The following is a 20,894-nucleotide window of genomic DNA, read 5'->3' as shown; positions in this document are numbered from 1 at the left end:
CGGATCGCGGCGCCGGAGGTCCCGGAACCGGAGGCCGAAAGTCCTTTCGGCCTCCGGCTTGCGGCCCGGGCGGCCCACGTCGGCTGCGCCTAACGTGGGCCCTGACAAGACGAGATCTGTGAAAGGAACCACCGTGACCGCGGTCGTATCCGAACTCCGTTCGCTCGCCGAACTCGACGACACCGAACTCGCCCGTCTGGACGCGTGGTGGCGAGCGAACAACTACCTGACCATCGGACAGATCTACCTGCAGAGCAACCCGCTGCTGCGCGAGCCCTTGTCGGCCGAACACATAAAGCCGCGCCTGCTCGGTCACTGGGGAACGAGCCCCGGCCTGTCGCTGATCTACGCGCACGTCTCCCGGCTGATCCGGCACACCGGTCAGCAGGCGATCTACCTGGCCGGTCCGGGTCACGGTGGTCCGGCACTCGTCGCTGCCGGCTATCTGGAGGGCACCTACAGCGAGGTGTACCCGGACGTCAGCCAGGACGAGGCCGGGATGCTCCGCCTGTTCCGGCAGTTCTCCAGCCCGGGCGGTATCCCGTCGCACGTGTCGGTGACCACCCCCGGCTCCATCCACGAGGGCGGCGAGCTGGGCTACGTCCTGGTCCACGCGTTCGGCGCGGTGATGGACAACCCGGACCTGCTGGCCATCGCGGTGGTAGGCGACGGTGAGGCCGAGACCGGGCCCCTCGAGGGCTCCTGGAAGGGCGTGTCCTTCCTCAACCCCGAACGCGACGGGGCGGTCCTGCCGATCCTGCACCTCAACGACGCCAAGATCTCCGGCCCCACCGTGCTCGGGCGCAAGGACCCCGAGGAGGTACGCACCCTGCTGCGCGGCCACGGTTACGACGTCATCGAAGTCGAGGGCTCGGACCTTCCCGGCATGCACCACCGCTTCGCCGCCGCCCTCGCCACTGCCTGGACGAGGATCCGCGACATTCAGACCGCCGCACGTGACGGTTCCTGGGACGGCACCCGTCCGGTCTGGCCACTGATCATCCTGCGGTCACCGAAGGGGTGGACCGGGCCGGACTCCGTCGACGGGATCACCGTCACCGGGACGTGGCGGTCACACCAGGTGCCGCTCTCCGGCGTCAAGGACAATCCGGAGCACCTGGCACTGCTCGAGCGCTGGCTCAAGTCGTACCGTCCGGAGGAGTTGTTCGATTCCGCCGGCGCGCCCGTGGCGGTGATCCGTGACCAGGCCCCCGACGGTGACCTGCGAATGAGTGCCAGCCCGCAGGCAAACGGCGGCGTGCTGACCCGCGACCTGGACCTGCCGGACTTCCGTGACTACGCAATCGACGTGCCCCGGCCCGCGCAGCAGCGGGCCGAGTCGACGCGCAAGCTGGGCGAGATGATGCGCGACATCTACACCCGCAACGCCGACCGGTTCCGGTTGTTCTGTCCTGACGAGACCAACAGCAACCGCCTCGGCAGCGTGTTCGAAGTCTCCGACCGTGCCTTCATGGAGCGGGTGACACCGGAGGACACGGCGATCAGCCGCGACGGCCGGGTCATGGAGGTTCTCAGCGAGCACAACTGCCACGGTTGGCTGGAGGGCTACAACCTGACCGGCCGGCACGGCATGTTCGCCACCTACGAGGCCTTCGCGATGGTCAGCGCCTCGCAGACAGTGCAGCACGGCAAGTGGTTGCAGGAGGCCAAGCACCTGCCGTGGCGCGCGAAGGTGCCCAGCCTCAACGTGCTGCTGACCTCGACGGCGTGGCGCAACGACCACAACGGCTTCTCCCACCAGGGCCCGGGCCTGATCCAGGTGGTGCTCACCCAGCGGGGCGACGTCGCCCGGGTCTACCTGCCGCCGGACGCCAACACCCTGCTGTCGGTGGCCGACCACTGCTTCCGGTCGCGGTCGTACATCAACCTGATCGTCATCGACAAGCAGCCGCAGCTGCAGTACCTCTCCATGGACGAGGCGATCGAACACTGCGCCCGCGGTGCGGGGGTCTGGGACTGGGCCGGCACCGATGACGGCACCAGCGACCCCGACATCGTCCTCGCCTGCGCCGGCGACGTCGTCACCATGGAGACGGTCGCGGCAGCGCAGATCCTGCGCGACCGGCTGCCCGGCCTCAAGGTGCGCGTGGTCAACGTGGTCGACCTGATGACCCTGGTCCGGCCCAAGGACCACCCGCACGGCATGAGCGAGACCCTGTTCACCGAGCTGTTCACCGACGACGTCGACGTGGTCTTCTCCTTCCACGGCTACCCCGGCGCGATCCACCAGCTCGTACACGGCCGCCCCGACGCGGACCGGTTCCGCGTCCGCGGCTTCGTCGAGCAGGGCACGACCACCACCCCGTTCGACATGACGGTGCGCAACAAGGCGTCGCGGTATCACCTCGTGATGGACGCCATCAACAACGCCAAGCGCCTCCCGCGCGGCGCCGCGGACCTCAAGGAGTGGTGCCGGAGTCAGCTCGACCGCCACGAGAGGTACGTGGTGGAGCACTTGGAGGACATGCCCGAGGTCCGCGACTGGGCCCTCGGCGACTGGGCCGCACGCGGCTGAGCCGCACCGGGACGGTGGCGTCAGCGGGCCGGCGCCACCGTCTCCACAGGCGCGTACGCGCCGGCTGCTCGCCCGGCGCCGGGAACAGCTACGTGACGCGGTAGGCGGTGTAGCGCACCCGGTCGGCCTCGCGGATCGCCGCCGCCACGAAGACGCACTGCTCCAGGACGGCCAGCGTGGGCACCGACGTCTCCAGTCGTAGGCACAGCCGGAAGTAGTACTCGGAGGGGTGGACCGCGTCGCCGCGCAGCAACGCTTCGAGGATCTCCGGGCGGCCGCTGCGGACGCCGAACGTCCGGATGTAGACGTGACCGCCGCCGGTGGTGCGCGCCGAGTAGCGGGTGTCGATCTCGATCGCGCCGTCGGGGCGGACCAGCTGCCAGTCGGCGCCGCCGGGAAGGATGTCGGCCTCGAACAAACCGCTGACCCGGCCGCCGACGATCGGCACGACGCGACGTTGGCCCGCGCGGGTCACCCCGTGGTCCTCCAGCGTGCCGAGCCGGGCCTCCACCTCGAACGCGGCCTCCAGGGCGGGAACCGCCGGGGCACTCACCGGGGCGGGATCAGTGGGCCGGCGCGTACTCATGGGGTGTCCTTGGCGTTCGCGAGGGCGTCGCGCAGGCGTTCCAACGCGGGCACGGCGGCGGCGAGAGCCGCCCGGTCCTCCGCCGGCAGGGTGGCCGCGGCGCGGGCGACCAGGTCTCCGCTCGCGAGGTCGAATCGGTCGAACAGGTCGAGGGCCTTCGGGGTGGCGAGGACCTCGACGTGGCGGTGGTTGCCGGGACGGGGGCGGCGCTCGACGAGACCGTTGCCCTCCATCGTGGTCAGCAGGTTGCTGACCGTCGATCGGCTCAGGCGGAGTCGATCGGCCAGCTCACCGGGACCGGACACGGTGCCCCGGGGCAGCGCCCGCACGATCTCGATCTGCGCGTCCGGGATCTCCGGCAGGTGCTCGGCGGCCCGGGCGGCGGCGAGCAGCGTGCGCCGCAGCGGCGAGATCACCGACGCCAGTCGCGCCGCGTCCAGCTCGGTCGCCTCCGGGCCGGTCTCGTCGGGGCCGGTCACGGCAGGACGCCCGGGAAGACAGTCGGCGTCAGGGAGGCCCGTTCGTTGAGGTCGGCGGGCAGGAAGCCGGCCGCCTTCTTGTACCCGGCGGCGATCTCGGTGAGCTCGTCCGGCGGGATGACGTCGTGGATGTGGTCGAACCCGTCCGGCGCGCGTTCGTGGGCCAGCACCATCACCTGTTCCGGGCCCTGCCGCCGGTTGCTCAGCACGAGCGCGGTGGTCGCCGGCCGCCGGTCCGCCTCGTAGGCGTCGAGCGCCTGCCGCACCGTCGGCGCGCCGGCGAGGTGGAAGGCGAGGGTACGGGCGTCGAGGATCGCCTGCGACGCCCCGTTGGAACCGTTGGGGTACATCGGGTGTGCCGCGTCGCCGAGCAGCGTCGTGTTGTCGTGGGTCCAGGTGCCGATCGGGTCGCGGTCCACCATGGGGTACTCGAGGATCTCGTCGGCCGCGGCGAGCAGTTCCGGCACGTCGAGCCACGGGAAACGCCAGCCCGCGAAGAGGGAGACGACCGGCGCGGGGTCGACCGCCCGGTTCCAGTCCGCGTTGGGCCCGGCGAAACCGGGCCCGCGTCGTTCGGCGACGACGTTGACCAGGCCGGCGCCGATCGGGTACGCGACGAACTTCTGTTCCGCGTCCCCGGCCATGATCATGGTTCGCCCGTCCAGGAATCCGGCCGCCCGCGCCGTCCCCCGCCAGAGCGTCAGCCCGTTCCAGAGCGGCGCTCCCTCGCCGGGCTGATGCTGGCGGCGCAGCGCGGAATGGATGCCGTCGGCGCCGACGATCAGGTCGCCCGGGACGCTGACCTCCCCCGCTGCCGTCTCGAAGCGCGCGACGCCGTTCCGCACGTCGACGAGCCGGTGCCCGGTGCGCACCGCGCCGGCTCCGAGCCGTTCCCGCACCACGGCGAGCAGCTCCATCTGGAACCGTCCGCGATGGACGGAAAGCTGCGGCCAGCGATATCCGGCGTCCAGTCCGCGCGGTTCGCTCCAGATCTGCTGACCGTAACGGTTGTAGTAGGCAAGTGTGCCGGGCGCGGCACCCAGCCTTTCCACGCGTTCGCCGAGGCCCAATTCGGCCAGCTCCCGGACGGCGTGCGGGAGCAGATTGATCCCGACCCCGAGTGGGCGCAGCGCGGCGGCGCGCTCGTAGACGGCGATGTCACGGAAGCCGGCCCGGTGCAGGCTGAGCGCGGTGGTGAGGCCACCGATACCAGCGCCCACGATCACGATCGCCAAGTCGTCACTCCCTCCGCCGCCCCAGCACAACGCCACAGTTTGGTCACAAAATCGTTACGTGTCAAGACGCTTCCCGCGAACGCGAATAGCGTTATCGGCATTCTTGACAATCAATCCCCGCCGCATGATTCTGATCGACGCGGCCGGATGGTTCACCTCACCTCGCCGGCCCTCACTCCTCCGGATGCACCAGCGCTTCGCACGGAAGGGCTCGTCCATGAAGAAGGCCACCGCCCTCGCTGTTCTCGCCGGCGTCGTGATCGCCCTGACCGGCTGTACGGACTCCGATGCCACCGATCCGTCCCCCGGAGCGAGCGGCGGACTGCGGAAGGTCCGCGTGGCGGCGCTGCCGATCAGCGAGACCGCCGCGCTGTGGGGTGGGATCAGGGCGGGCATCTTCCGGGAGCAGGGGCTCGACGTCGAGGTGGTGCCCGCCCAGGGCGGCGCACAGGCCATCCCGGCCCTGATCAACGGCGACATCGACTTCGCCATCGGTCAGCCGTTCGGCCCGTTCCGCGCCGACCTGCAGAACCTCGGCGTGGTGATCATCGGGAACTACGCGTCGTCCTATGCCGACGGTGACGACATCAACGCCGTGGTCGCGTCGGCGAAGTCCGGCATCACCCGGCCGGCCCAGCTCGCGGGGCGCACGGTGGCGGTCAACAGCCTGGGCGCGGCCGGCGACGTCACGATCATGGCGGCCGTGGAGAAGGACGGCGGCGATCCCGCCACTGTGAAGTTCGTCGAGGTGGCGTTCCCGGACGCGCCGGCCCAGCTCGCGGCCGGCAACATCGACGCCGCCTGGGTGACCGAGCCGTTCATCACTCAGCTGCGCAAACGCGGTGACGTCCTGGTGGTCGCCCCGTACCAGGCCACGATTCCCGGACTCACCACCCTGACGACGATCACGTCGAGCAGGCTGACGGACTCCGACGCCACCCTGGTCGCGGACTTCTCGTCGGCGATGCGGAAGACGCTCACCTGGGCGAAGAATCCGGCCAACGAAGCCGCCCTGCGTCAAGCCATCAAGGACAATCTCGAGCTACCGGAGGCGGTGGCGGACTCCGTGCGGCTCCCGGCGTTCGGGTGGGAGCTCGACCGGGCCGGCCTGGAGCAGCTGGCGACGCTCGCCCAGAAGTACCGCGTCCTCGACCGGCGACCCGACTTCGACCGCCTCATCCAGCAGCAGTAGCCGGCCGACGATGCGCAAGATCCTGCTGGGCGCCGCCGGCCTGCTGGGGTTCCTCGTCGTCTGGCAGCTGATCCCGACGCTGGGACTGGTCGACCCGGACTACCTGCCGTACGCCACCGACGTGTTCGGACGACTGGCCCAGGAGGTCCGCGACCTGGCGTTCTGGCGGCGGGTCCGGCTCACCATGACGTCGTGGGCGATCGGCCTGACGGTGGCGACGCTCGCGGCTGTCGCACTGGGGACGGTGGTCGGGATGGTGCCGTTCCTGCGTCGGGCGACACACACGACTGTCGAGTTCCTGCGGCCGGTGCCGTCGGTCGCGCTGATCCCCCTCGCCGTGCTGATGTTCGGCCTGCAGATGAGCGCCGCGCTCGTCATCATCGTCTACGCGGCGTTCTGGCAGGTGTTCGTGCAGGTGATCTACGGCGTCGCCGACGTCGACACCGTCGCCCGGGACACCGCGCGGAGTTTCGGCCTCACCCGCGCCGAGCGTCTGCGGTACCTCGTCCTGCCGACCGCGCTGCCGTACCTGATGACCGGTCTGCGTCTCGCCGCGGCGGTCGCGCTCATCCTGGCCGTCACCGCCGAGATGGTGATCGGCAATCCCGGCCTCGGGCGCATGATCGAGCTGTCCCGCTCCGCCGGGGACGCGGTCGGCCTGTACGGCCTCGTCGTGGTCACCGGGTTCCTCGGCCTGCTGGTGAACGTCGTGTTCCGCTTCGTCGAACGCCGCTCGCTGGCCTGGCACCAGTCGGTGCTGGCGGACGAGGCGGCCCGATGACCGCCGTCGGCGCGGGCCGGGCCCGTCCCCGCGGCCTCGGCGTCAGGGTCGCCGAGAACGTCCTGTTCGCGGTCGGGCTTCCCGTCCTGACGGTGGCGCTCTGGACCGTCTGGTCCACCGGGTCGACCAACCGCTTCCTCGTCGGCCCCGGTACGCTCCTCGACGCGTTCCGGCGGACCTGGATCGGCCCGGCGTTCGTCGACGACGTCCTGCCGAGCCTGTACCGGCTCATGATCGGCCTGTTCGCGTCGATCCTCGTCGGCGTCGCCGCCGGCGTCGTGATCGGCCGGCTCCGCCCGCTACGCGAGACCCTCGAACCGCTGCTGGAGTTCTTCCGCGCGATTTCGCCACCGGTGCTGATTCCGGTCGCGATGCTCCTGCTCGGCATCACCGACACCATGAAGGTCGTCGTCATCGTGTCCGGCGCGGTCTGGCCGATCCTGCTGAACACGATCGAGGGCGTCCGGGCGACCGACAGCGTGATGACGGAGACCGCGCACTCGTTCCGGATCTCCCGGTGGGACCGGCTGTGGCTGCTGATCCTCCCGGCGGCGAGCCCCCGCATCATGACCGGCGTACGGCAGGCGCTCTCGGTGGCCCTGATCCTCATGGTCATCTCGGAGATGTTCGCGTCGTCAGCCGGCCTCGGCTACCGGATCGCCTACTTCCAACGGAACTACCTCATCGCCGAGATGTGGAGCGGCATCCTCCTGCTCGGCCTCATCGGGGTCTTCCTCGCCGTGGCCTTCGGTGTCGTCGAACGGCGCGTTCTGCGCTGGTACCACGGAATGAAGGAGGTCACCCGTGGCTGACGGCCGCCCGCTGCTGAGGGTCGAGCATCTCCGGAAGGTCTACGCCTCCGGCCGGGGCGAGGTCGAGGCGATCGGGGATCTCAGCTTCACGATGGAGCCCGGCGAACTGCTGTGCGTCGTCGGTCCCTCGGGCTGCGGCAAGACCACGCTCCTGAAGTGCCTGGCCGGACTGCTCCGGCCCACCGGCGGCCTCGTCGAGATGGAGGGATCGCCGGTGACCGGCCCGAGCCCGGCCATGGCGGTGGTCTTTCAGGAGTACGGCCGCAGCCTCTATCCGTGGCTGACGGTCCGGGGCAATGTCGAGCTGCCGCTGCGCCACAAGAGGCTCTCCCGTGCCGAACGTGACCGGCTGGTCGACGACGCCCTCGACGCGGTCGGGCTGCCCCAGTCGGCGCGGAGCCATCCGTGGCAGCTCTCCGGCGGGATGCAGCAACGGGTGGCTATCGCACGCGCCATCGCCTACCAGCCCGAAGTGCTGATCATGGACGAGCCGTTCGCCGCGGTGGACGCGCAGACCCGCGCGGACCTGGAGGACCTCGTCCGCGAACTGCATCTGACCCGCGGGATCTCCACTGTCTTCGTGACGCACGACATCGACGAGTCGGTGTATCTGGGCCAGCGCGTGCTCGTCCTGTCGAACGCACCGACCCGGGTGCAGGAGGATCTCGTGATCGACCTACCGCGGAGACGCGATCAGCTCACCACCCGGGCCCTGCCCCGGTTCACCGAACTGCGGACCCACGTCTACGAGCAGATCCAGCGGGCCAAGCGCGGGCCGGCCGCGGCGCCACAGCCGGCACCGTGACCGCACCGCCGATCGTCCATCGCCGTCCGCCCGGTCCCCACGTGGCCCCACCCGCTGCCGCAGATCGGCGAGGACGCTGCGCTCAGCCTCCGTCCGGTGGCCGGCCCGCGGTGGCGGCGACGAGCAGGGACAGTTCCCGGACCAGGTCGTCCATGGACTGTCCGCTGCCGGCCCGCACCAGCCCGAGCGCCAGGTCGGCGAGCAGGTAGAACCCGAGGGTGCGGGCCTGCTCGCCGGGGAACGCCGCGAGCAGTTCCTCGGCGCCGGCGAGGTCACCTCGGTGCTTGGCGGCGATCACCCCGGCGGCGCGCTGGAGCAACTCCGCGGCCGCCGGGGTGGTGGCGTCGGTCACCCGGTCAGATCTTCGGGCTCGTGGCACGGGCGGCGTCGAACCGGGCAGTCACGTCCGCCCAGTTGACGAGGTTCCACAGCCGGTCGACGTAGTCGGGACGGACGTTCTTGTACTGGAGGTAGTAGGCGTGTTCCCAGGCGTCGAACACCAGCAGCGGCGTGGTCCCCTGGCCGACGTTGCCGTGGTGGTCGTAGACCTGTTCGACGATCAGCCGCCGCCCCAGCGGCTCCCAGGCCAGCACGCCCCAGCCGGAGCCCTGCACGCCCTTGGTGGCCGCCGACAGCTGGCCGGCGAACGCGTCGAACGAGCCGAAGTGCTCGTCGATCGCCGCTGCCAGCTCGCCGTCCGGGCGGTCGCCGCCGTCCGGCGACAGGTTGCCCCAGAAGATCGAGTGCAGCACGTGGCCGGAGAGGTTGAAGGCGAACGTCTTCTCCAGCCCGACCAACGTCGAGAAGTCGCCCTTCTCACGGGCTTCGGCGAGTTGCTCCAGGCCGTCGTTGGCGCCCTTGACGTACGCGGCGTGGTGCTTGCTGTGGTGCAGTTCGAGGATCTGCCCGGACATGGCCGGTTCGAGTGCGCCGTAGTCGTAGGGCATGTCGGGCAGGGTGTAGACCGCCATCAAGGATCCCTCTCCTAGTAATGCCGCTGCTTTGCTGTTGCCACTCTATGGCAACAACGTGGCGGCTCGCCGCCCGTGACGCCGGTTTCGCTGCTTCGCCGGGGCCGGTGGTTCAGGGAGTGGACGACCGCGGGGCCGGGGGCACCGCCCGGTCCGCCCCCTTCAGCGGGTACGGGATGAACGTGCTGCGGTTCTCGTCCAGGTCGAGCCGTCCGCTGATCGGAGCCGCCGCGCGCTGGGGGCAGGTCATCCGCTCGCAGGTCTTGCAGCCGGGGCCGATCGGGGTGGCCGCCTCGGCCGCGTGCAGGTCCATCCCGGCCGAGTAGACGAGCCGGTCCGCGTGACGGGTCTCGCAGCCCAGCCCGACCGCGTAGACCTTGCCTGGTTGGTTGTAGCCGCCGTGGTGGCGGGTGATGGTGCGCGCGATCCACAGGTAGCGTTGCCCGTCGGGCATCGCGGCGACCTGCACGACGACCCGGCCCGGCGCGCCGAACGCCTCGTAGACGTTCCACAGGGGGCAGGTGCCGCCGGTGTGGGAGAACGGAAACCCGGTGGCGGACTGGCGTTTGGACATGTTGCCGGCCCGGTCGACCCGGACGAAGGAGAACGGCACCCCGCGGGCGCGAGGGCGCTGGAGTGTGCTGAGCCGGTGGCACACCGGCTCCCAGCCCATCGCGAAGTGCTGGGTGAGCAGGTCGATGTCGTATCTGCGCTGCTCCGCGGCGGCCAGGAACCGCTCGTAGGGCAGGATCAACGCGGCGGCGAAGTAGTTGGCCAGGCCGACCCGGGTGAGGATCTGGGTCTGCGTGTCGTCGAAGCGCTCCTGCTCGACGATCTCGTCGATCACGTCGGCGTACTCCAGCAGCGCGATCTGCGCCGCCATCCGCATCGCCTCCTGCCCGGCCCGCAACGACGCCGACAGGTGCAGGGTGCGGGTCTGCGGGCGGTAACGGTGCAGCTCGTCGCCGAGCGCGAGGGCGTCGTCGTGGCGTACGCGCACGCCGTGCCGGTCGGCCAGCCGGTCCTGCAGCATGGCGCGGACCTCGCCCCGGCGCAGCCCGACCGTTCCGGCCAGCCGCTCGGCGGCCTCGTCGAGTTCCGGTACGTAGTTCTGCCGCCGGTAGAAGAACTCGGTCACCCGGTCGTGCGGACTGCGGCCCGCCGTCTCGCGGTCGCCGAGCAGCTCGGCGAGTTGCTCGTCGGCCTGCCGGTAGCGGCGGTGCAGGTCGATGACCGACTCGGCGACCTCGGGCAGCCGGGTGGCGAGTTCGGTGAGGTCGGCGACGCCGACCCGGCCGGACAGCGCCTCCCGTAACCCGGCGACCAGACGTGGGGTGTCCCGCGGGGCGAACACGGTCGGGTCGACGCCGAACACCTCGGTGATGCGCATGAGCACCGGCACCGTCAGCGGCCGGGTGTCGTGCTCGATCTGGTTGAGGTAGCTCGGCGAGATGGCCAGCAGCCGCGCCAGGTGGGACTGGCTCAGCCCGCGTTCCTCCCGTAGCCGGCGCAGCCGGGCGCCGGCGAACGTCTTGCTGATCGCCGTCACCTCCCGCTGCTCGTGCCGCCGGTGCTTAACAGGCTGCGAATATATCTGTTCGCAACTTCGCAAACCACCGCCGGAAATTCCCAGAACTTGGCTGATTCCGTCTCTCGCCCCGGTCACCGGGCCCGTGTGACCGTGGGCGCCACACCGGCCCGGCTCACGTCCTCCGCCGCCGGCCACCACAGAAGGGACACGTCATGCCGAACGCCGTCGAGCAGTTGCGTACCGAGTGGGAGACCGCCCCCCGCTGGCGAGGGGTGCGGCGCAGCTACCGCCCCGAGGACGTGATCCGCCTGCGCGGCGCGATCCAGGAGGAACACACCCTGGCCCGCCACGGCGCGGACCGGCTGTGGCGGCTGCTGCACACCGAGGACTACGTCCACGCGCTGGGCGCGCTCACCGGCAACCAGGCGGTGCAGATGGTCCGCGCCGGCCTGAAGGCGATCTACCTGTCCGGCTGGCAGGTGGCCGCGGACGCCAACCTGGCCGGGCACACCTACCCCGACCAGAGCCTGTACCCCGCCAACTCGGTCCCGGCGGTGGTTCGCCGGATCAACAACGCGCTGCTGCGCGCCGCGCAGATCACGACCGCCGAGGGGGACACCGACGCGACCCGGTGGCTGGCGCCGATCGTCGCCGACGCCGAGGCCGGGTTCGGCGGCCCGCTCAACGCCTACGAGCTGATGACCGCGATGATCGCGGCCGGCGCCGCCGGGGTGCACTGGGAGGACCAGCTCGCCGCCGAGAAGAAGTGCGGCCACCTCGGCGGGAAGGTCCTGGTCCCGACCGGCCAGCACATCCGTACCCTCGAAGCGGCTCGGCTGGCCGCGGACGTGGCCGGCGTGCCGACGGTGGTCGTCGCCCGCACCGACGCACAGGCGGCCACCCTGCTCACCACGGACGTGGACGAGCGGGACCAGCCGTTCGTCACCGGCGAGCGCACCGCCGAAGGCTTCTACCGGGTCCGCGACGGCATCGAGCCGTGCATCGCCCGGGGCCTGGCCTACGCGCCGCACGCCGACCTGCTGTGGATGGAGACCAGCACCCCGGACCTGGAGGTCGCCCGCCGGTTCGCCGAGGCGATCAAGGCCGAGTACCCGGACCAGATGCTGTCCTACAACTGCTCGCCGTCGTTCAACTGGCGCAAGCACCTCGACGACGCGACGATCGCCAAGTTCCAGCGGGAGCTGGGCCACATGGGATACAAGTTCCAGTTCATCACCCTGGCCGGTTTCCACGCGCTCAACCACTCGATGTTCGATCTGGCCAGCGGCTACGCCACCGAGGGCATGTCCGCGTACGTCGCGTTGCAGGAGCGGGAGTTCGCCGCCGAGGCGGCCGGTTACACAGCGGTCAAGCACCAGCGGGAGGTCGGCACCGGCTACTTCGACCTGATCAGCACCGTGCTCAACCCGGCGGCCGAGACCACTGCGCTGCGCGGCTCCACCGAGGAGGAGCAGTTCGCATGAGACACCAGATCATCGGTCCGGTGGCCGAACGGTTCGACGAGGTCCTCACCCCCGGGGCGCTGGAGTTCCTGGTGGCGCTGGACAGCGAGTTCGCCGCCCGCCGCGTGGCCCTGCTGGACACCCGCCGCGCCCGGCGCGACCGGTACGCGACCGGTCAACTGCCCGACTTCCTGCCGGAGACCGCCGCGATCCGCGCCGATCCCACCTGGCGGGTCGCGCCACCCGCGCCCGGTCTGCTCGACCGGCGGGTCGAGATCACCGGGCCCACCGACCGCAAGATGACTGTCAACGCGCTCAACTCGGGGGCGCAGGTGTGGCTCGCCGACTTCGAGGACGCCACGGCCCCCACCTGGCACAACGTCGTCTCCGGACAGCTCAACCTGATCGACGCGCTGGACCGGCGGATCGACTTCACCGACGCGCGCGGCAAGCGGTACGCCCTCGGCGACGACCTGGCCACGATCGTGGTCCGGCCGCGCGGCTGGCACCTGGTGGAGAAGGGCGTCGTGGTGGACGGGCGCCCGATCTCCGCCAGCCTCTTCGACTTCGGCCTGTACCTGTTCCACTGCGCCCGCCGGCAGCTCGACATCGGCGCCGGCCCCTACTTCTACCTGCCGAAGCTGGAGGGCCACCGCGAGGCGCGGCTGTGGAACGACGTGTTCGTCTTCGCCCAGCGGTACCTCGACCTGCCCCAGGGCACCATCCGGGCCACCACGCTGATCGAGACGATCACGGCCGCGTTCGAGATGGAGGAGATCCTCTACGAGCTGCGGGAGCACTCGGCAGGGCTCAACGCCGGGCGCTGGGACTACATCTTCAGCATCATCAAGAACTTCGGGCAGTGGCCGGACTTCGTCCTGCCGGACCGCTCCGAGGTCACCATGACGGTGCCGTTCATGCGCGCGTACACCGAACTGCTGGTCGCGACCTGCCACCGGCGCGGCGCGCACGCGATCGGCGGGATGGCCGCGGTCATCCCCAGCCGCGACGCCGAGGTCAACGAGACGGCGCTACGCCGGGTGCGCGCGGACAAGCGGCGGGAGGCAGGCGACGGATTCGACGGCTCCTGGGTCGCGCACCCGGGCCTGGTCGACGTGTGCCGGGATGAGTTCGACGCGGTGCTGGGCGACCGCCCGAACCAGCTCGACCGGCTTCGCGACGACGTCGACGTCACCGCCACCGACCTGCTCGCCGTCGACAAGACCCCGGGCCAGGTCACCGCCGCCGGGCTGCAGTCCGACATCGCGGTCGCGCTGCGCTACGTCGACGCCTGGCTCGCCGGCACCGGCGCGGTGGCGCTGTGGAACCTGATGGAGGACGCGGCGACCGCCGAGATCGCCCGCTGCCAGGTCTGGCAGTGGCTGCACCACCGCACCCCGTTGGCCGGCGGCGGCTGCGTCACCGAGGACCTCGTCCGGTCGGTCCTCGCCGAGGAACTGGCCGCGCTGACCGCCGGCCGCGGCGACGCCGACCGCGAGCGCGCCGGACAGGCGGCGCGGATCGTCGAGGACACCGCGCTCGGCGAGGACCTGCCGGCGTTCTTCACCACCGGCGCGTACGCCCGGCACCTCGCACCGCGGGGACAGGTGGCGACGGCCGGCTGACCGGCGGGACGCCGCGGCCGGGAGGGATGTGACAGAGCCCTCCCGGCCGTGCCACAGCCCGCCGGTCCCGTCACCGGGGTGCCCTACGATGGCCCACGGTGCTGGTTCGCGCGGGCTTTGACGGTCCGGGCGTCGCAAGAGGGAATCCGGTGCGAATCCGGAACTGCCCCGCAGCGGTGAGTGGGAACGACCGCCGTCACACGCACTGGACGCCCTCGGCGCCCGGGAAGCGACGGCCACTAGGAGATCGGCACTGTCCGATCACGCCCGCGAGTCCGAAGACCTGCCTGCACCGCGTGCGTGACCACGCACGCCGCCGACGGCCTCGCGGGAGGGCCAGGGCGAGGCGGGCGACCAGTCACCCGACCCTGCCGTCACCTTTCCCCGGACCGCCGGTGAGCCGTACCGGACCTCGAGGGAAGGATCCCAGGCAGATGACGTTCTCGACCGCGCCCGGCTACGGGTTCGCCGATGCCTGGCATGCGGTGGCCGGCGGCGAGCCGGAGTACACCGGCCCGCTCGACCCGGACGTGTCACGAATGCTGGCCTCCTACATCGGCCCGGGTGAGACCGTGCTCGACATCGCCGCCGACGATTTCGCGGCGGTGGCCGCCCGGGCCGGCGCCCACGTCACGGTCGTCGACCCGTCGCCGGGACGCCTCGCCCGGGTGGCGGACGACGCCCGGCGCTACGGCGTCACAGTCGAAACGGTACGCGCGCTCTGGCCGCACACGGCACTCCCGCACCACGACGTGGTGGTGAGCGTCGGGACGCTGCGCCGGCACCACGACCTGCCGGCCGCGTTGCGCGCCATGGTGCTGCACGCCGGCCGGTTGCTGCTCTGTGCCGACGAGGCCGGCGCCCCCGCGCCGCACGAGCAGGTCCTGACGGCGCTGCTCGGCGCGCCGGTGACCCGGCCGGTGCCACGGCACCTGCTCATCGCCGGAACGCTCGCCGAACTGGGCCTGACCGCCGACGTGCGGACGGTGACCGCGGTCCGCGGCGTCACCGGGGCCGACGAGGCCGAACTGGCCGCGCGGGTGGCCGGGCGGACGCTGCCCGGGCCACTGGCCGCGCGACTGCTGGACCTGCTCGCGCCGATGCTCAGCCGGACTCCGTCCGGCCACTGGCAGTACCGCTACCCGGCGCAGCTGGGTCTGGTGGTGTGCCCGGTGTGACGGCCGGGTCGGCGAAACCGGCCAGCAACCGCTCGGCGGCGAGAGCCGGGGTGAGCGTGCCGGCAAGGACGTCTCGCTCGACCTGCGGGGTGAGGGCCCGCACGGTGGGATGGGCGCGGAGGCGGTCGAGCAGTTCGGCGCGCACCGTCGCCCAGACCCAGCCGAGCTGCTGTCGTCGGCGCCGCTCGGCCAGCTCGCCGGAGGCGGCCAGTATGTCCTGGTGGTGGCGGATCTGCTGCCACACCTCGTCGAGGCCGGTCTCCTCAAGGGCGCTGCACGTGACCACGGGGGTCTGCCAGCCGCCCTCCGGATGCAGCAGGCGAAGCGCGCCGGCCAGTTCCCGGGCGGCCCGGCGGGCGTCGGTCGCGTGCGGTCCGTCGGCCTTGTTGACCGCGATCACGTCGGCGAGTTCCAGCACGCCCTTCTTGATCCCCTGCAGTTGGTCGCCGGTGCGGGCCAGGGTGAGCAGCAGGAACGAGTCGACCATCTCGGCGACAGTGGTCTCGGACTGGCCGACGCCGACGGTCTCGACCAGAACCACGTCGTAGCCGGCGGCCTCCACCACCACGATCGCCTCCCGGGTGGCCTTCGCGACGCCGCCGAGCGTCCCGGCCGTCGGCGAGGGCCGCACGAACGCGGCCGGGTCGACGGCGAGGCGGGCCATGCGGGTCTTGTCGCCGAGGATGCTCCCGCCGGTGCGGGTGGACGACGGGTCGACCGCGAGCACCGCCACCCGGTGCCCGTCGCCGGTCAGGCGGCAGCCGAGCGCGTCGACGAACGTGGACTTGCCGACTCCGGGCACCCCGGTGATGCCGACGCGACGGGCGCCACCGGCGTGCGGGGTGAGCGCTGCCAGCAGCCGCTGGGCCGACGCCCGATGATCGGGCCGGGTGGACTCGACCAGAGTGATGGCCCGGGCGATCCACGCCCGGGAGCCCGCGCGCACCCCGTCGACGTACGCCTGCACCGGCGGGGTGCGCATCGCGGCGCCGCTCACGCCGAACTTCCCTTCGTGCGCGACTGCGGGGCTCGCAACACCGGCTCACTCCTCGCGCTCACGCCGAACTTCCCTTGGTGCGCGACTGCGGGGCTCGCAACACCGGCTCACTCCTCGCGCTCACGCCGAACTTCCCTTGGTGCGCGACTGCGGGGCTCGCAACACCGGCTCACTCCTCGCGCTCACGCCGAACTTCCCTTGGTGCGCGACTGCGGGGCTCGCAACACCGGCTCACTCCTCGCGCTCACGCGGGGTGGCCGAGCCGCCGGGACAGCTCGGCGAGCAGCTCCCGGGCGGCCTCGGCGATGACGGTGCCGGGCGGGAAGATGGCCGCCGCGCCGGCCGCGCGCAACGCGTCGAAGTCCTGCGGCGGGATCACACCCCCTACGATGATCATGACGTCGTCGCGGTCCAGCGCCGCCAGCTCGTCGCGCAGCGCCGGCACCAGCGTGAGATGACCGGCGGCAAGGCTGGACACGCCGACGATGTGCACGTCGGCCTCGACCGCCTGCCGGGCCACCTCGGCCGGGGTCTGGAACAGCGGACCCACGTCGACGTCGAAGCCGAGGTCGGCGAACGCGGTGGCGATGACCTTCTGGCCGCGGTCGTGGCCGTCCTGCCCCATCTTGGCCACCAGGATGCGCGGTTGGCGGCCCTCGGCGACGGCGAACGCGGCGGTGGCGGCGCGGACGCTCTCGATCGCGGACACCGAGCCGGCCTCGTCCCGGTACACCCCCGAGATGGTACGGATCTGCGCGGCGTGCCGCCCGTACACCTTCTCCAGCGCGTCGGAGATCTCCCCCACCGTGGCTTTCGCCCGTGCGGCGTCGACCGCCAGGGCGAGCAGGTTGCCGTCCAGGCCGGGCCCCCGGGTGCCGTCGAGCGCGGCGCCGGCCGCCCGGGTCAACGTCTCCAGCGCGGCGGCGCAGGTCCGCTCGTCGCGCTCCGCGCGTAGCCGGCGCAGCTTCTCCACCTGCTGTGCGCGTACCGACCGGTTGTCGACCTTGAGCACGTCGATCGGCTCGTCCGCGTCCGGGCGGTACTTGTTGACTCCGATCACCGGCTGCCGGCCGGAGTCGATGCGCGCCTGGGTCCGCGCGGCGGCCTCCTCGACCCGCAACTTGGGGATGCCCTCGTCGATGGCCCGGGCCATCCCGCCGGCCGCCTCCACCTCGGTGATGTGCTGCCAGGCGCGGGCGGCCAGATCGTGGGTGAGCCGCTCCACGTAGGCGCTGCCGCCCCACGGGTCGATCACCCGCGTGGTGCCCGACTCCTGCTGAAGCACGAGCTGGGTGTTGCGGGCGATCCGCGCGGAGAAGTCGGTCGGCAGCGCGAGCGCCTCGTCCAGCGCGTTGGTGTGCAGCGACTGGGTATGCCCCTGCGTGGCGGCCATCGCCTCGACGCAGGTGCGCACCACGTTGTTGAACACGTCCTGCGCAGTGAGCGACCAGCCGGAGGTCTGACAGTGCGCGCGCAGGCTCAGCGACTTCGGGTTCTTCGGCCCGAAGTCGCGGACCAGGCGGGCCCACAGCAGCCGCGCCGCCCGCAGCTTCGCCACCTCCATGAAGAAGTTCATCCCGATCGCCCAGAAGAAGGACAGCCGAGGCGCGAACGCGTCGATGTCCAGCCCCGCGTCCCGTCCGGCCCGCAGGTACTCCACCCCGTCGGCGAGCGTGTAGGCCAACTCCAGGTCGGCGGTCGCCCCGGCTTCCTGGATGTGGTAGCCGGAGATGGAGATCGAGTTGAACCGGGGCATCCGCGCGGAGGTGAACGCGAAGATGTCGGAGATGATCCGCATCGACGGCTGCGGCGGATAGATGTAGGTATTGCGGACCATGAACTCCTTGAGGATGTCGTTCTGGATGGTGCCGGAGAGCTGCTCCGGCGCCACCCCCTGCTCCTCGGCCGCGACGATGTAGAGCGCCAGCACCGGCAGCACCGCGCCGTTCATCGTCATGGACACGCTCATCCGGTCCAGCGGGATGCCGTCGAACAGCTGCCGCATGTCGTAGATCGAGTCGATCGCCACCCCCGCCATGCCCACGTCCCCGCCGACGCGGGGGTGGTCGGAGTCGTAGCCGCGGTGCGTCGGCAGGTCGAAGGCGACCGACAGTCCCTTCTGCCCGGCGGCCAGATTGCGCCGGTAGAACGCGTTCGACTCCTCCGCGGTGGAGAAACCCGCGTACTGGCGGATCGTCCACGGCTGGGTGGTGTACATGGTGGGGTACGGGCCGCGCAGGTACGGGGCGACGCCCGGGTAGGTGCCGAGGAAGTCCAGTCCGGCCCGGTCAGCCGCGGTGTACAGCGGGGCGACGTCGATGCCCTCCGGGGTCTGCCAGGTCAGCGTCTGCGGGTCCGCGCCGGTCTCGGCGCGTACCGCATCGCGCCAACGGCCCAGGTCGGCGCTGTGGGCGGTGGCCGGAGCGCCCAGCTCGACGCCGGAGAAGTCCGGGATCCCCACGCCCATCACGCCACCCCCAGGTCGTTCAGTGTCGTCTCCAGCACCGCGACCGCGTCGCAGCCCGCGAACAGGTATCCGTGCACGCCCGTGTGACCGGCCGGTCTGCCGGCCAGCCACACCCGCTTTGCGCCCGCGTCGCCCAACGCCCGCGCCACCGTCTCCGCCGACTCCCCGTAGAGCCGGTCCGTGGAGCACAGGCAGGCCACCCGGGCGCCGCTGGCGGCGAACTCGGCGGCCAGCCGCGCCGGGTCGTCGTCCCCGACCGGTGGTCGCGCCGTGTCGATCCCGCCGGCGGCGAAGAGGTTCGCGGCGAACCCGGCGCGGGCGTTGTGCGCCGCCGCCGGGCCGAGGGTGGCCAGGAAGACCGTGGGCCGGGCGCCGGTGGCCGCTGCGTGGGCGTCGGCGCGGTCCCGCAACGTCTCGTACGCCTGCGCGTACCGGCGCCGGGGCAACCCGCCACCCGGCGGCGCCGGTGCGGGCGGACGGGCCGGCAACCGCTCCCCGAGGTGCGGGAACTCGCTGGCCCCGGTCAGTGGATCCCGGCGGTGCGCCAGGTTGTCGGCACGCCGCTGCCAGGTCTCGGCCAACCGGTCCGCGACCAGGCCGCCGTCCAGCGCCGCCGCCATCCCACCGGCACGCTCGATCTCGGTGAACCACGCCCACGCCGCCCGGGCCAGATCCTCGGTGTACCGCTCGACGAACCACGAGCCGCCCGACGGGTCGACCACCCGGCCCACGTTCGCCTCCTCCAGCAGCAGCGACTGGGTGTTGCGGGCGATCCGCCTGGCGAAACCGTCCGGCAGTCCCAGGCAGTGGTCGAACGGCTGCACGGTCACCGCCTCCGCGCCGCCCACACCGGCGGCGAAACAGGCCAGCGTGGTACGCAGCATGTTCACCCACGGATCGCGGGCGGTCATCATCGCGGTGGACGTGACCGCGTGCTGACGTTGCGCACCGTGCTCCGGCACCCCGCACACCTGCGCCACCCGCGCCCACAGCCGGCGGCCCGCCCGCAACTTCGCGATCGTGGCGAACTGGTCCGCGGTCGCCGAGTACCGGAACTCCAGCTGCCCGAACGCGGCCGGCACGCTCAACCCGGCGGCCGTGAGGTCCCGCAGGTACGCCACGCCGGCGGCGACCGCGCAGCCGAGTTCCTGCGCGTCCGAGGCGCCCGCGTCGTGGAACACCGTCGCATCGACCGTCATCGACCGCAGTCCCGGGAAACCCTCGGCGCAGCGGCGGGCCCACTCGTCCGCCGGCCCCTCCCACCGCCGTCCGGTGCGCGCCCGCCATCCGAGCGGATCCACACCGAGGTTCCCCCGCACCTTCGCCGGTGGCACCTGCCGCTCGGTGAGCAGCGCGAACCACGCCGGCACCGCGTCGACCGCGGCGGCGCCGGCGTCGAGCACGATCCCGGCCAGATCCAGGTAGACGTTCTCCAGCACGCCCGGCAACCCGGCCGCCGGTACGCCGTCCTCGCCGAGCACCAGCCACAGCGACGTGGCCCCGTTCTCCAGGTCCGCGCCGACCGCCTCGGCGGTGACCTTCGGGTCCGGGTCGGCGTGCCGCTGCCGGATGTCCCACCCCGCCGGCACCGCGCCGGCCGCCCGCGCACCCCGGGTATACGGGAACAGCCCCGGCGGCGCGGGCGTCGGCGTCGGATCGTCGGCGGTGTACAGCGGCGCGAGCGTGACGTCGTCGTAGCCTTGGTGAGCCAGCAACTCCTCGACCGCGTCCAGCGGGGTGTCCTCGCCCGCGAGCCCGGACCTGCGCAGCACCCCCAGGGCGAGTCGCTGCCACTGCTCACGCCCAGCGGCCGGGAAATCGGCGGCGAGGGATAACGTCTCTGACGGCACCGTCATGCCGGGATGGTAAAGGCCGCCGGCTCGGACCGGACCGGGATGTGACGACATCAACTGCGCTGCCGGGGCAGCGTCCGTCGATCGGCGACCATGGTTGTTCCGGCCCGCGTCCCGCGCCTCGGACATCACCCCGCGTGCCGCGAATCGGCGTCGTACGATCCTGGGCGGTGCTGGTGTGCCTCTCCCGCCGCGCGGGTGAGGCGCCGTAAGAGGGAACCCGGTGGGAGACCGGGACTGCCCCGCAGCGGTGAGTGGGAACGACCGCCGTCAACGAAGCACTGGACCGCGAGGTCCGGGAAGCGACGGCCAGTAGGCGACCTGGTGTCATGCCCGCGAGTCCGAAGACCTGCCCGCACTGCGCGTACCGCCGGTGCGCGCCG

General features: G+C 71.7%; 17 protein-coding genes and 2 riboswitches. Of the genes, 8 read left to right on the top strand and 9 right to left on the bottom strand.

Annotated elements, in window-relative coordinates; all coding sequences use genetic code 11:
- Positions 1-133: 133 nt before the first annotated feature.
- The gene (locus KSK32_RS24040; protein WP_216933232.1) at positions 134-2,536 is read left to right on the top strand and encodes a phosphoketolase; all 2,403 of its coding nucleotides are present in this window, start codon (positions 134-136) and stop codon (positions 2,534-2,536) included.
- A gap of 88 nt (positions 2,537-2,624) precedes the next feature.
- On the opposite strand, the gene KSK32_RS24035 is transcribed toward KSK32_RS24040, so the two are convergent.
- The 3 genes from KSK32_RS24035 to KSK32_RS24025 are packed head-to-tail and all read right to left on the bottom strand — an operon-like array spanning position 2,625 to position 4,827.
- Positions 2,625-3,122 (bottom strand): DUF3237 domain-containing protein, encoded by a 498-nt coding sequence (locus tag KSK32_RS24035; protein ID WP_216933231.1) that lies wholly within the window; start codon positions 3,120-3,122, stop codon positions 2,625-2,627.
- Positions 3,119-3,601, bottom strand: a complete 483-nt coding sequence (locus KSK32_RS33590; protein WP_216933230.1) for a MarR family winged helix-turn-helix transcriptional regulator — start codon at positions 3,599-3,601, stop codon at positions 3,119-3,121. The genes KSK32_RS24035 and KSK32_RS33590 overlap by 4 nt, the downstream gene beginning before the upstream one ends.
- Positions 3,598-4,827, bottom strand: a complete 1,230-nt coding sequence (locus KSK32_RS24025; RefSeq protein ID WP_289256627.1) for a flavin-dependent oxidoreductase — start codon at positions 4,825-4,827, stop codon at positions 3,598-3,600. The genes KSK32_RS33590 and KSK32_RS24025 overlap by 4 nt, the downstream gene beginning before the upstream one ends.
- Before the next feature lie 226 nt (positions 4,828-5,053).
- Between KSK32_RS24025 and KSK32_RS24020 the strand changes: the two genes are divergently transcribed.
- From KSK32_RS24020 to KSK32_RS24005, 4 genes are read left to right on the top strand one after another with little or no spacing between them, the layout of a single operon-like run.
- Positions 5,054-6,028 (top strand): ABC transporter substrate-binding protein, encoded by a 975-nt coding sequence (locus KSK32_RS24020; RefSeq protein ID WP_216933228.1) that lies wholly within the window; start codon positions 5,054-5,056, stop codon positions 6,026-6,028.
- A gap of 10 nt (positions 6,029-6,038) precedes the next feature.
- A complete protein-coding gene (locus tag KSK32_RS24015; protein ID WP_216933227.1) occupies positions 6,039-6,809 on the top strand; it encodes an ABC transporter permease in 771 nt (256 codons plus the stop codon).
- The gene (locus KSK32_RS24010) at positions 6,806-7,621 is read left to right on the top strand and encodes an ABC transporter permease (protein ID WP_216933226.1); all 816 of its coding nucleotides are present in this window, start codon (positions 6,806-6,808) and stop codon (positions 7,619-7,621) included. The genes KSK32_RS24015 and KSK32_RS24010 overlap by 4 nt, the downstream gene beginning before the upstream one ends.
- Positions 7,614-8,426, top strand: coding sequence for an ABC transporter ATP-binding protein (locus KSK32_RS24005; protein ID WP_289256378.1), 813 nt, complete (start codon positions 7,614-7,616; stop codon positions 8,424-8,426). Before KSK32_RS24010 ends, KSK32_RS24005 begins: the two co-directional genes overlap by 8 nt.
- 82 nt (positions 8,427-8,508) lie before the next feature.
- On the opposite strand, the gene KSK32_RS24000 is transcribed toward KSK32_RS24005, so the two are convergent.
- The 3 genes from KSK32_RS24000 to KSK32_RS23990 form a co-directional block, all read right to left on the bottom strand.
- Entirely contained in the window at positions 8,509-8,778 is a 270-nt protein-coding gene (locus KSK32_RS24000; RefSeq protein WP_216933225.1) for a superoxide dismutase, read from the bottom strand.
- Between the two features lie 4 nt (positions 8,779-8,782).
- Positions 8,783-9,397 carry a superoxide dismutase gene (locus KSK32_RS23995; RefSeq protein ID WP_216933224.1) on the bottom strand — a complete coding sequence of 205 codons (615 nt, stop codon included), beginning with the start codon at positions 9,395-9,397 and terminating at the stop codon, positions 8,783-8,785.
- 112 nt (positions 9,398-9,509) lie between these two features.
- Entirely contained in the window at positions 9,510-10,946 is a 1,437-nt protein-coding gene (locus tag KSK32_RS23990; protein WP_216933223.1) for a short-chain fatty acyl-CoA regulator family protein, read from the bottom strand.
- A 194-nt stretch (positions 10,947-11,140) separates the two neighbouring features.
- Between KSK32_RS23990 and aceA the strand changes: the two genes are divergently transcribed.
- The 3 genes from aceA (at position 11,141) to KSK32_RS23975 (ending at position 15,194) form a co-directional block, all read left to right on the top strand.
- The gene (gene aceA, locus KSK32_RS23985; RefSeq protein ID WP_216933222.1) at positions 11,141-12,412 is read left to right on the top strand and encodes an isocitrate lyase; all 1,272 of its coding nucleotides are present in this window, start codon (positions 11,141-11,143) and stop codon (positions 12,410-12,412) included.
- Complete coding sequence (aceB, locus tag KSK32_RS23980; RefSeq protein ID WP_216933221.1) at positions 12,409-14,016, top strand: malate synthase A; 1,608 nt, start codon at positions 12,409-12,411, stop codon at positions 14,014-14,016. Before aceA ends, aceB begins: the two co-directional genes overlap by 4 nt.
- An 85-nt stretch (positions 14,017-14,101) precedes the next feature.
- Positions 14,102-14,322: riboswitch (cobalamin riboswitch) on the top strand.
- 128 nt (positions 14,323-14,450) lie between these two features.
- A complete protein-coding gene (locus KSK32_RS23975) occupies positions 14,451-15,194 on the top strand; it encodes a class I SAM-dependent methyltransferase (protein ID WP_216933220.1) in 744 nt (247 codons plus the stop codon).
- On the opposite strand, the gene meaB is transcribed toward KSK32_RS23975, so the two are convergent.
- The 3 genes from meaB to KSK32_RS23960 form a co-directional block, all read right to left on the bottom strand.
- Positions 15,121-16,191 carry a methylmalonyl Co-A mutase-associated GTPase MeaB gene (gene meaB / locus KSK32_RS23970; protein WP_216933219.1) on the bottom strand — a complete coding sequence of 357 codons (1,071 nt, stop codon included), beginning with the start codon at positions 16,189-16,191 and terminating at the stop codon, positions 15,121-15,123. The genes KSK32_RS23975 and meaB overlap by 74 nt on opposite strands.
- Before the next feature lie 244 nt (positions 16,192-16,435).
- On the bottom strand, positions 16,436-18,658 hold the full coding sequence (gene scpA / locus KSK32_RS23965) for a methylmalonyl-CoA mutase (RefSeq protein WP_216933218.1): 2,223 nt from the start codon (positions 18,656-18,658) through the stop codon (positions 16,436-16,438).
- On the bottom strand, positions 18,658-20,514 hold the full coding sequence (locus KSK32_RS23960; protein ID WP_216933217.1) for a methylmalonyl-CoA mutase family protein: 1,857 nt from the start codon (positions 20,512-20,514) through the stop codon (positions 18,658-18,660). Before KSK32_RS23960 ends, scpA begins: the two co-directional genes overlap by 1 nt.
- A gap of 176 nt (positions 20,515-20,690) precedes the next feature.
- Positions 20,691-20,883, top strand: a riboswitch (cobalamin riboswitch).
- The last annotated feature ends 11 nt before the right edge of the window (positions 20,884-20,894 follow it).

The organism is Micromonospora sp. WMMB482, assembly GCF_019038635.1.
Taxonomy (GTDB): Bacteria; Actinomycetota; Actinomycetes; order Mycobacteriales; family Micromonosporaceae; genus Micromonospora; species Micromonospora marina.
The sequence above is the reverse complement of the archived record's forward strand: the minus strand, read 5'-3'. Positions and strand labels throughout refer to the sequence as shown.

Excerpts from the sequence above, each read along its gene's own strand:
- KSK32_RS24035 (WP_216933231.1), bottom strand. The coding sequence starts at position 3,122 with ATGAGTACGCGCCGGCCCACTGATCCCGCCCCGGTGAGTGCCCCGGCG.
- KSK32_RS24020 (WP_216933228.1), top strand. The coding sequence starts at position 5,054 with ATGAAGAAGGCCACCGCCCTCGCTGTTCTCGCCGGCGTCGTGATCGCC.
- KSK32_RS24015 (WP_216933227.1), top strand. The coding sequence starts at position 6,039 with ATGCGCAAGATCCTGCTGGGCGCCGCCGGCCTGCTGGGGTTCCTCGTC.
- KSK32_RS24010 (WP_216933226.1), top strand. The coding sequence starts at position 6,806 with ATGACCGCCGTCGGCGCGGGCCGGGCCCGTCCCCGCGGCCTCGGCGTC.
- KSK32_RS23995 (WP_216933224.1), bottom strand. The coding sequence starts at position 9,397 with ATGGCGGTCTACACCCTGCCCGACATGCCCTACGACTACGGCGCACTC.
- aceA (WP_216933222.1), top strand. The coding sequence starts at position 11,141 with ATGCCGAACGCCGTCGAGCAGTTGCGTACCGAGTGGGAGACCGCCCCC.
- aceB (WP_216933221.1), top strand. The coding sequence starts at position 12,409 with ATGAGACACCAGATCATCGGTCCGGTGGCCGAACGGTTCGACGAGGTC.
- KSK32_RS23975 (WP_216933220.1), top strand. The coding sequence starts at position 14,451 with ATGACGTTCTCGACCGCGCCCGGCTACGGGTTCGCCGATGCCTGGCAT.
- scpA (WP_216933218.1), bottom strand. The coding sequence starts at position 18,658 with ATGGGCGTGGGGATCCCGGACTTCTCCGGCGTCGAGCTGGGCGCTCCG.
- KSK32_RS23960 (WP_216933217.1), bottom strand. The coding sequence starts at position 20,514 with ATGACGGTGCCGTCAGAGACGTTATCCCTCGCCGCCGATTTCCCGGCC.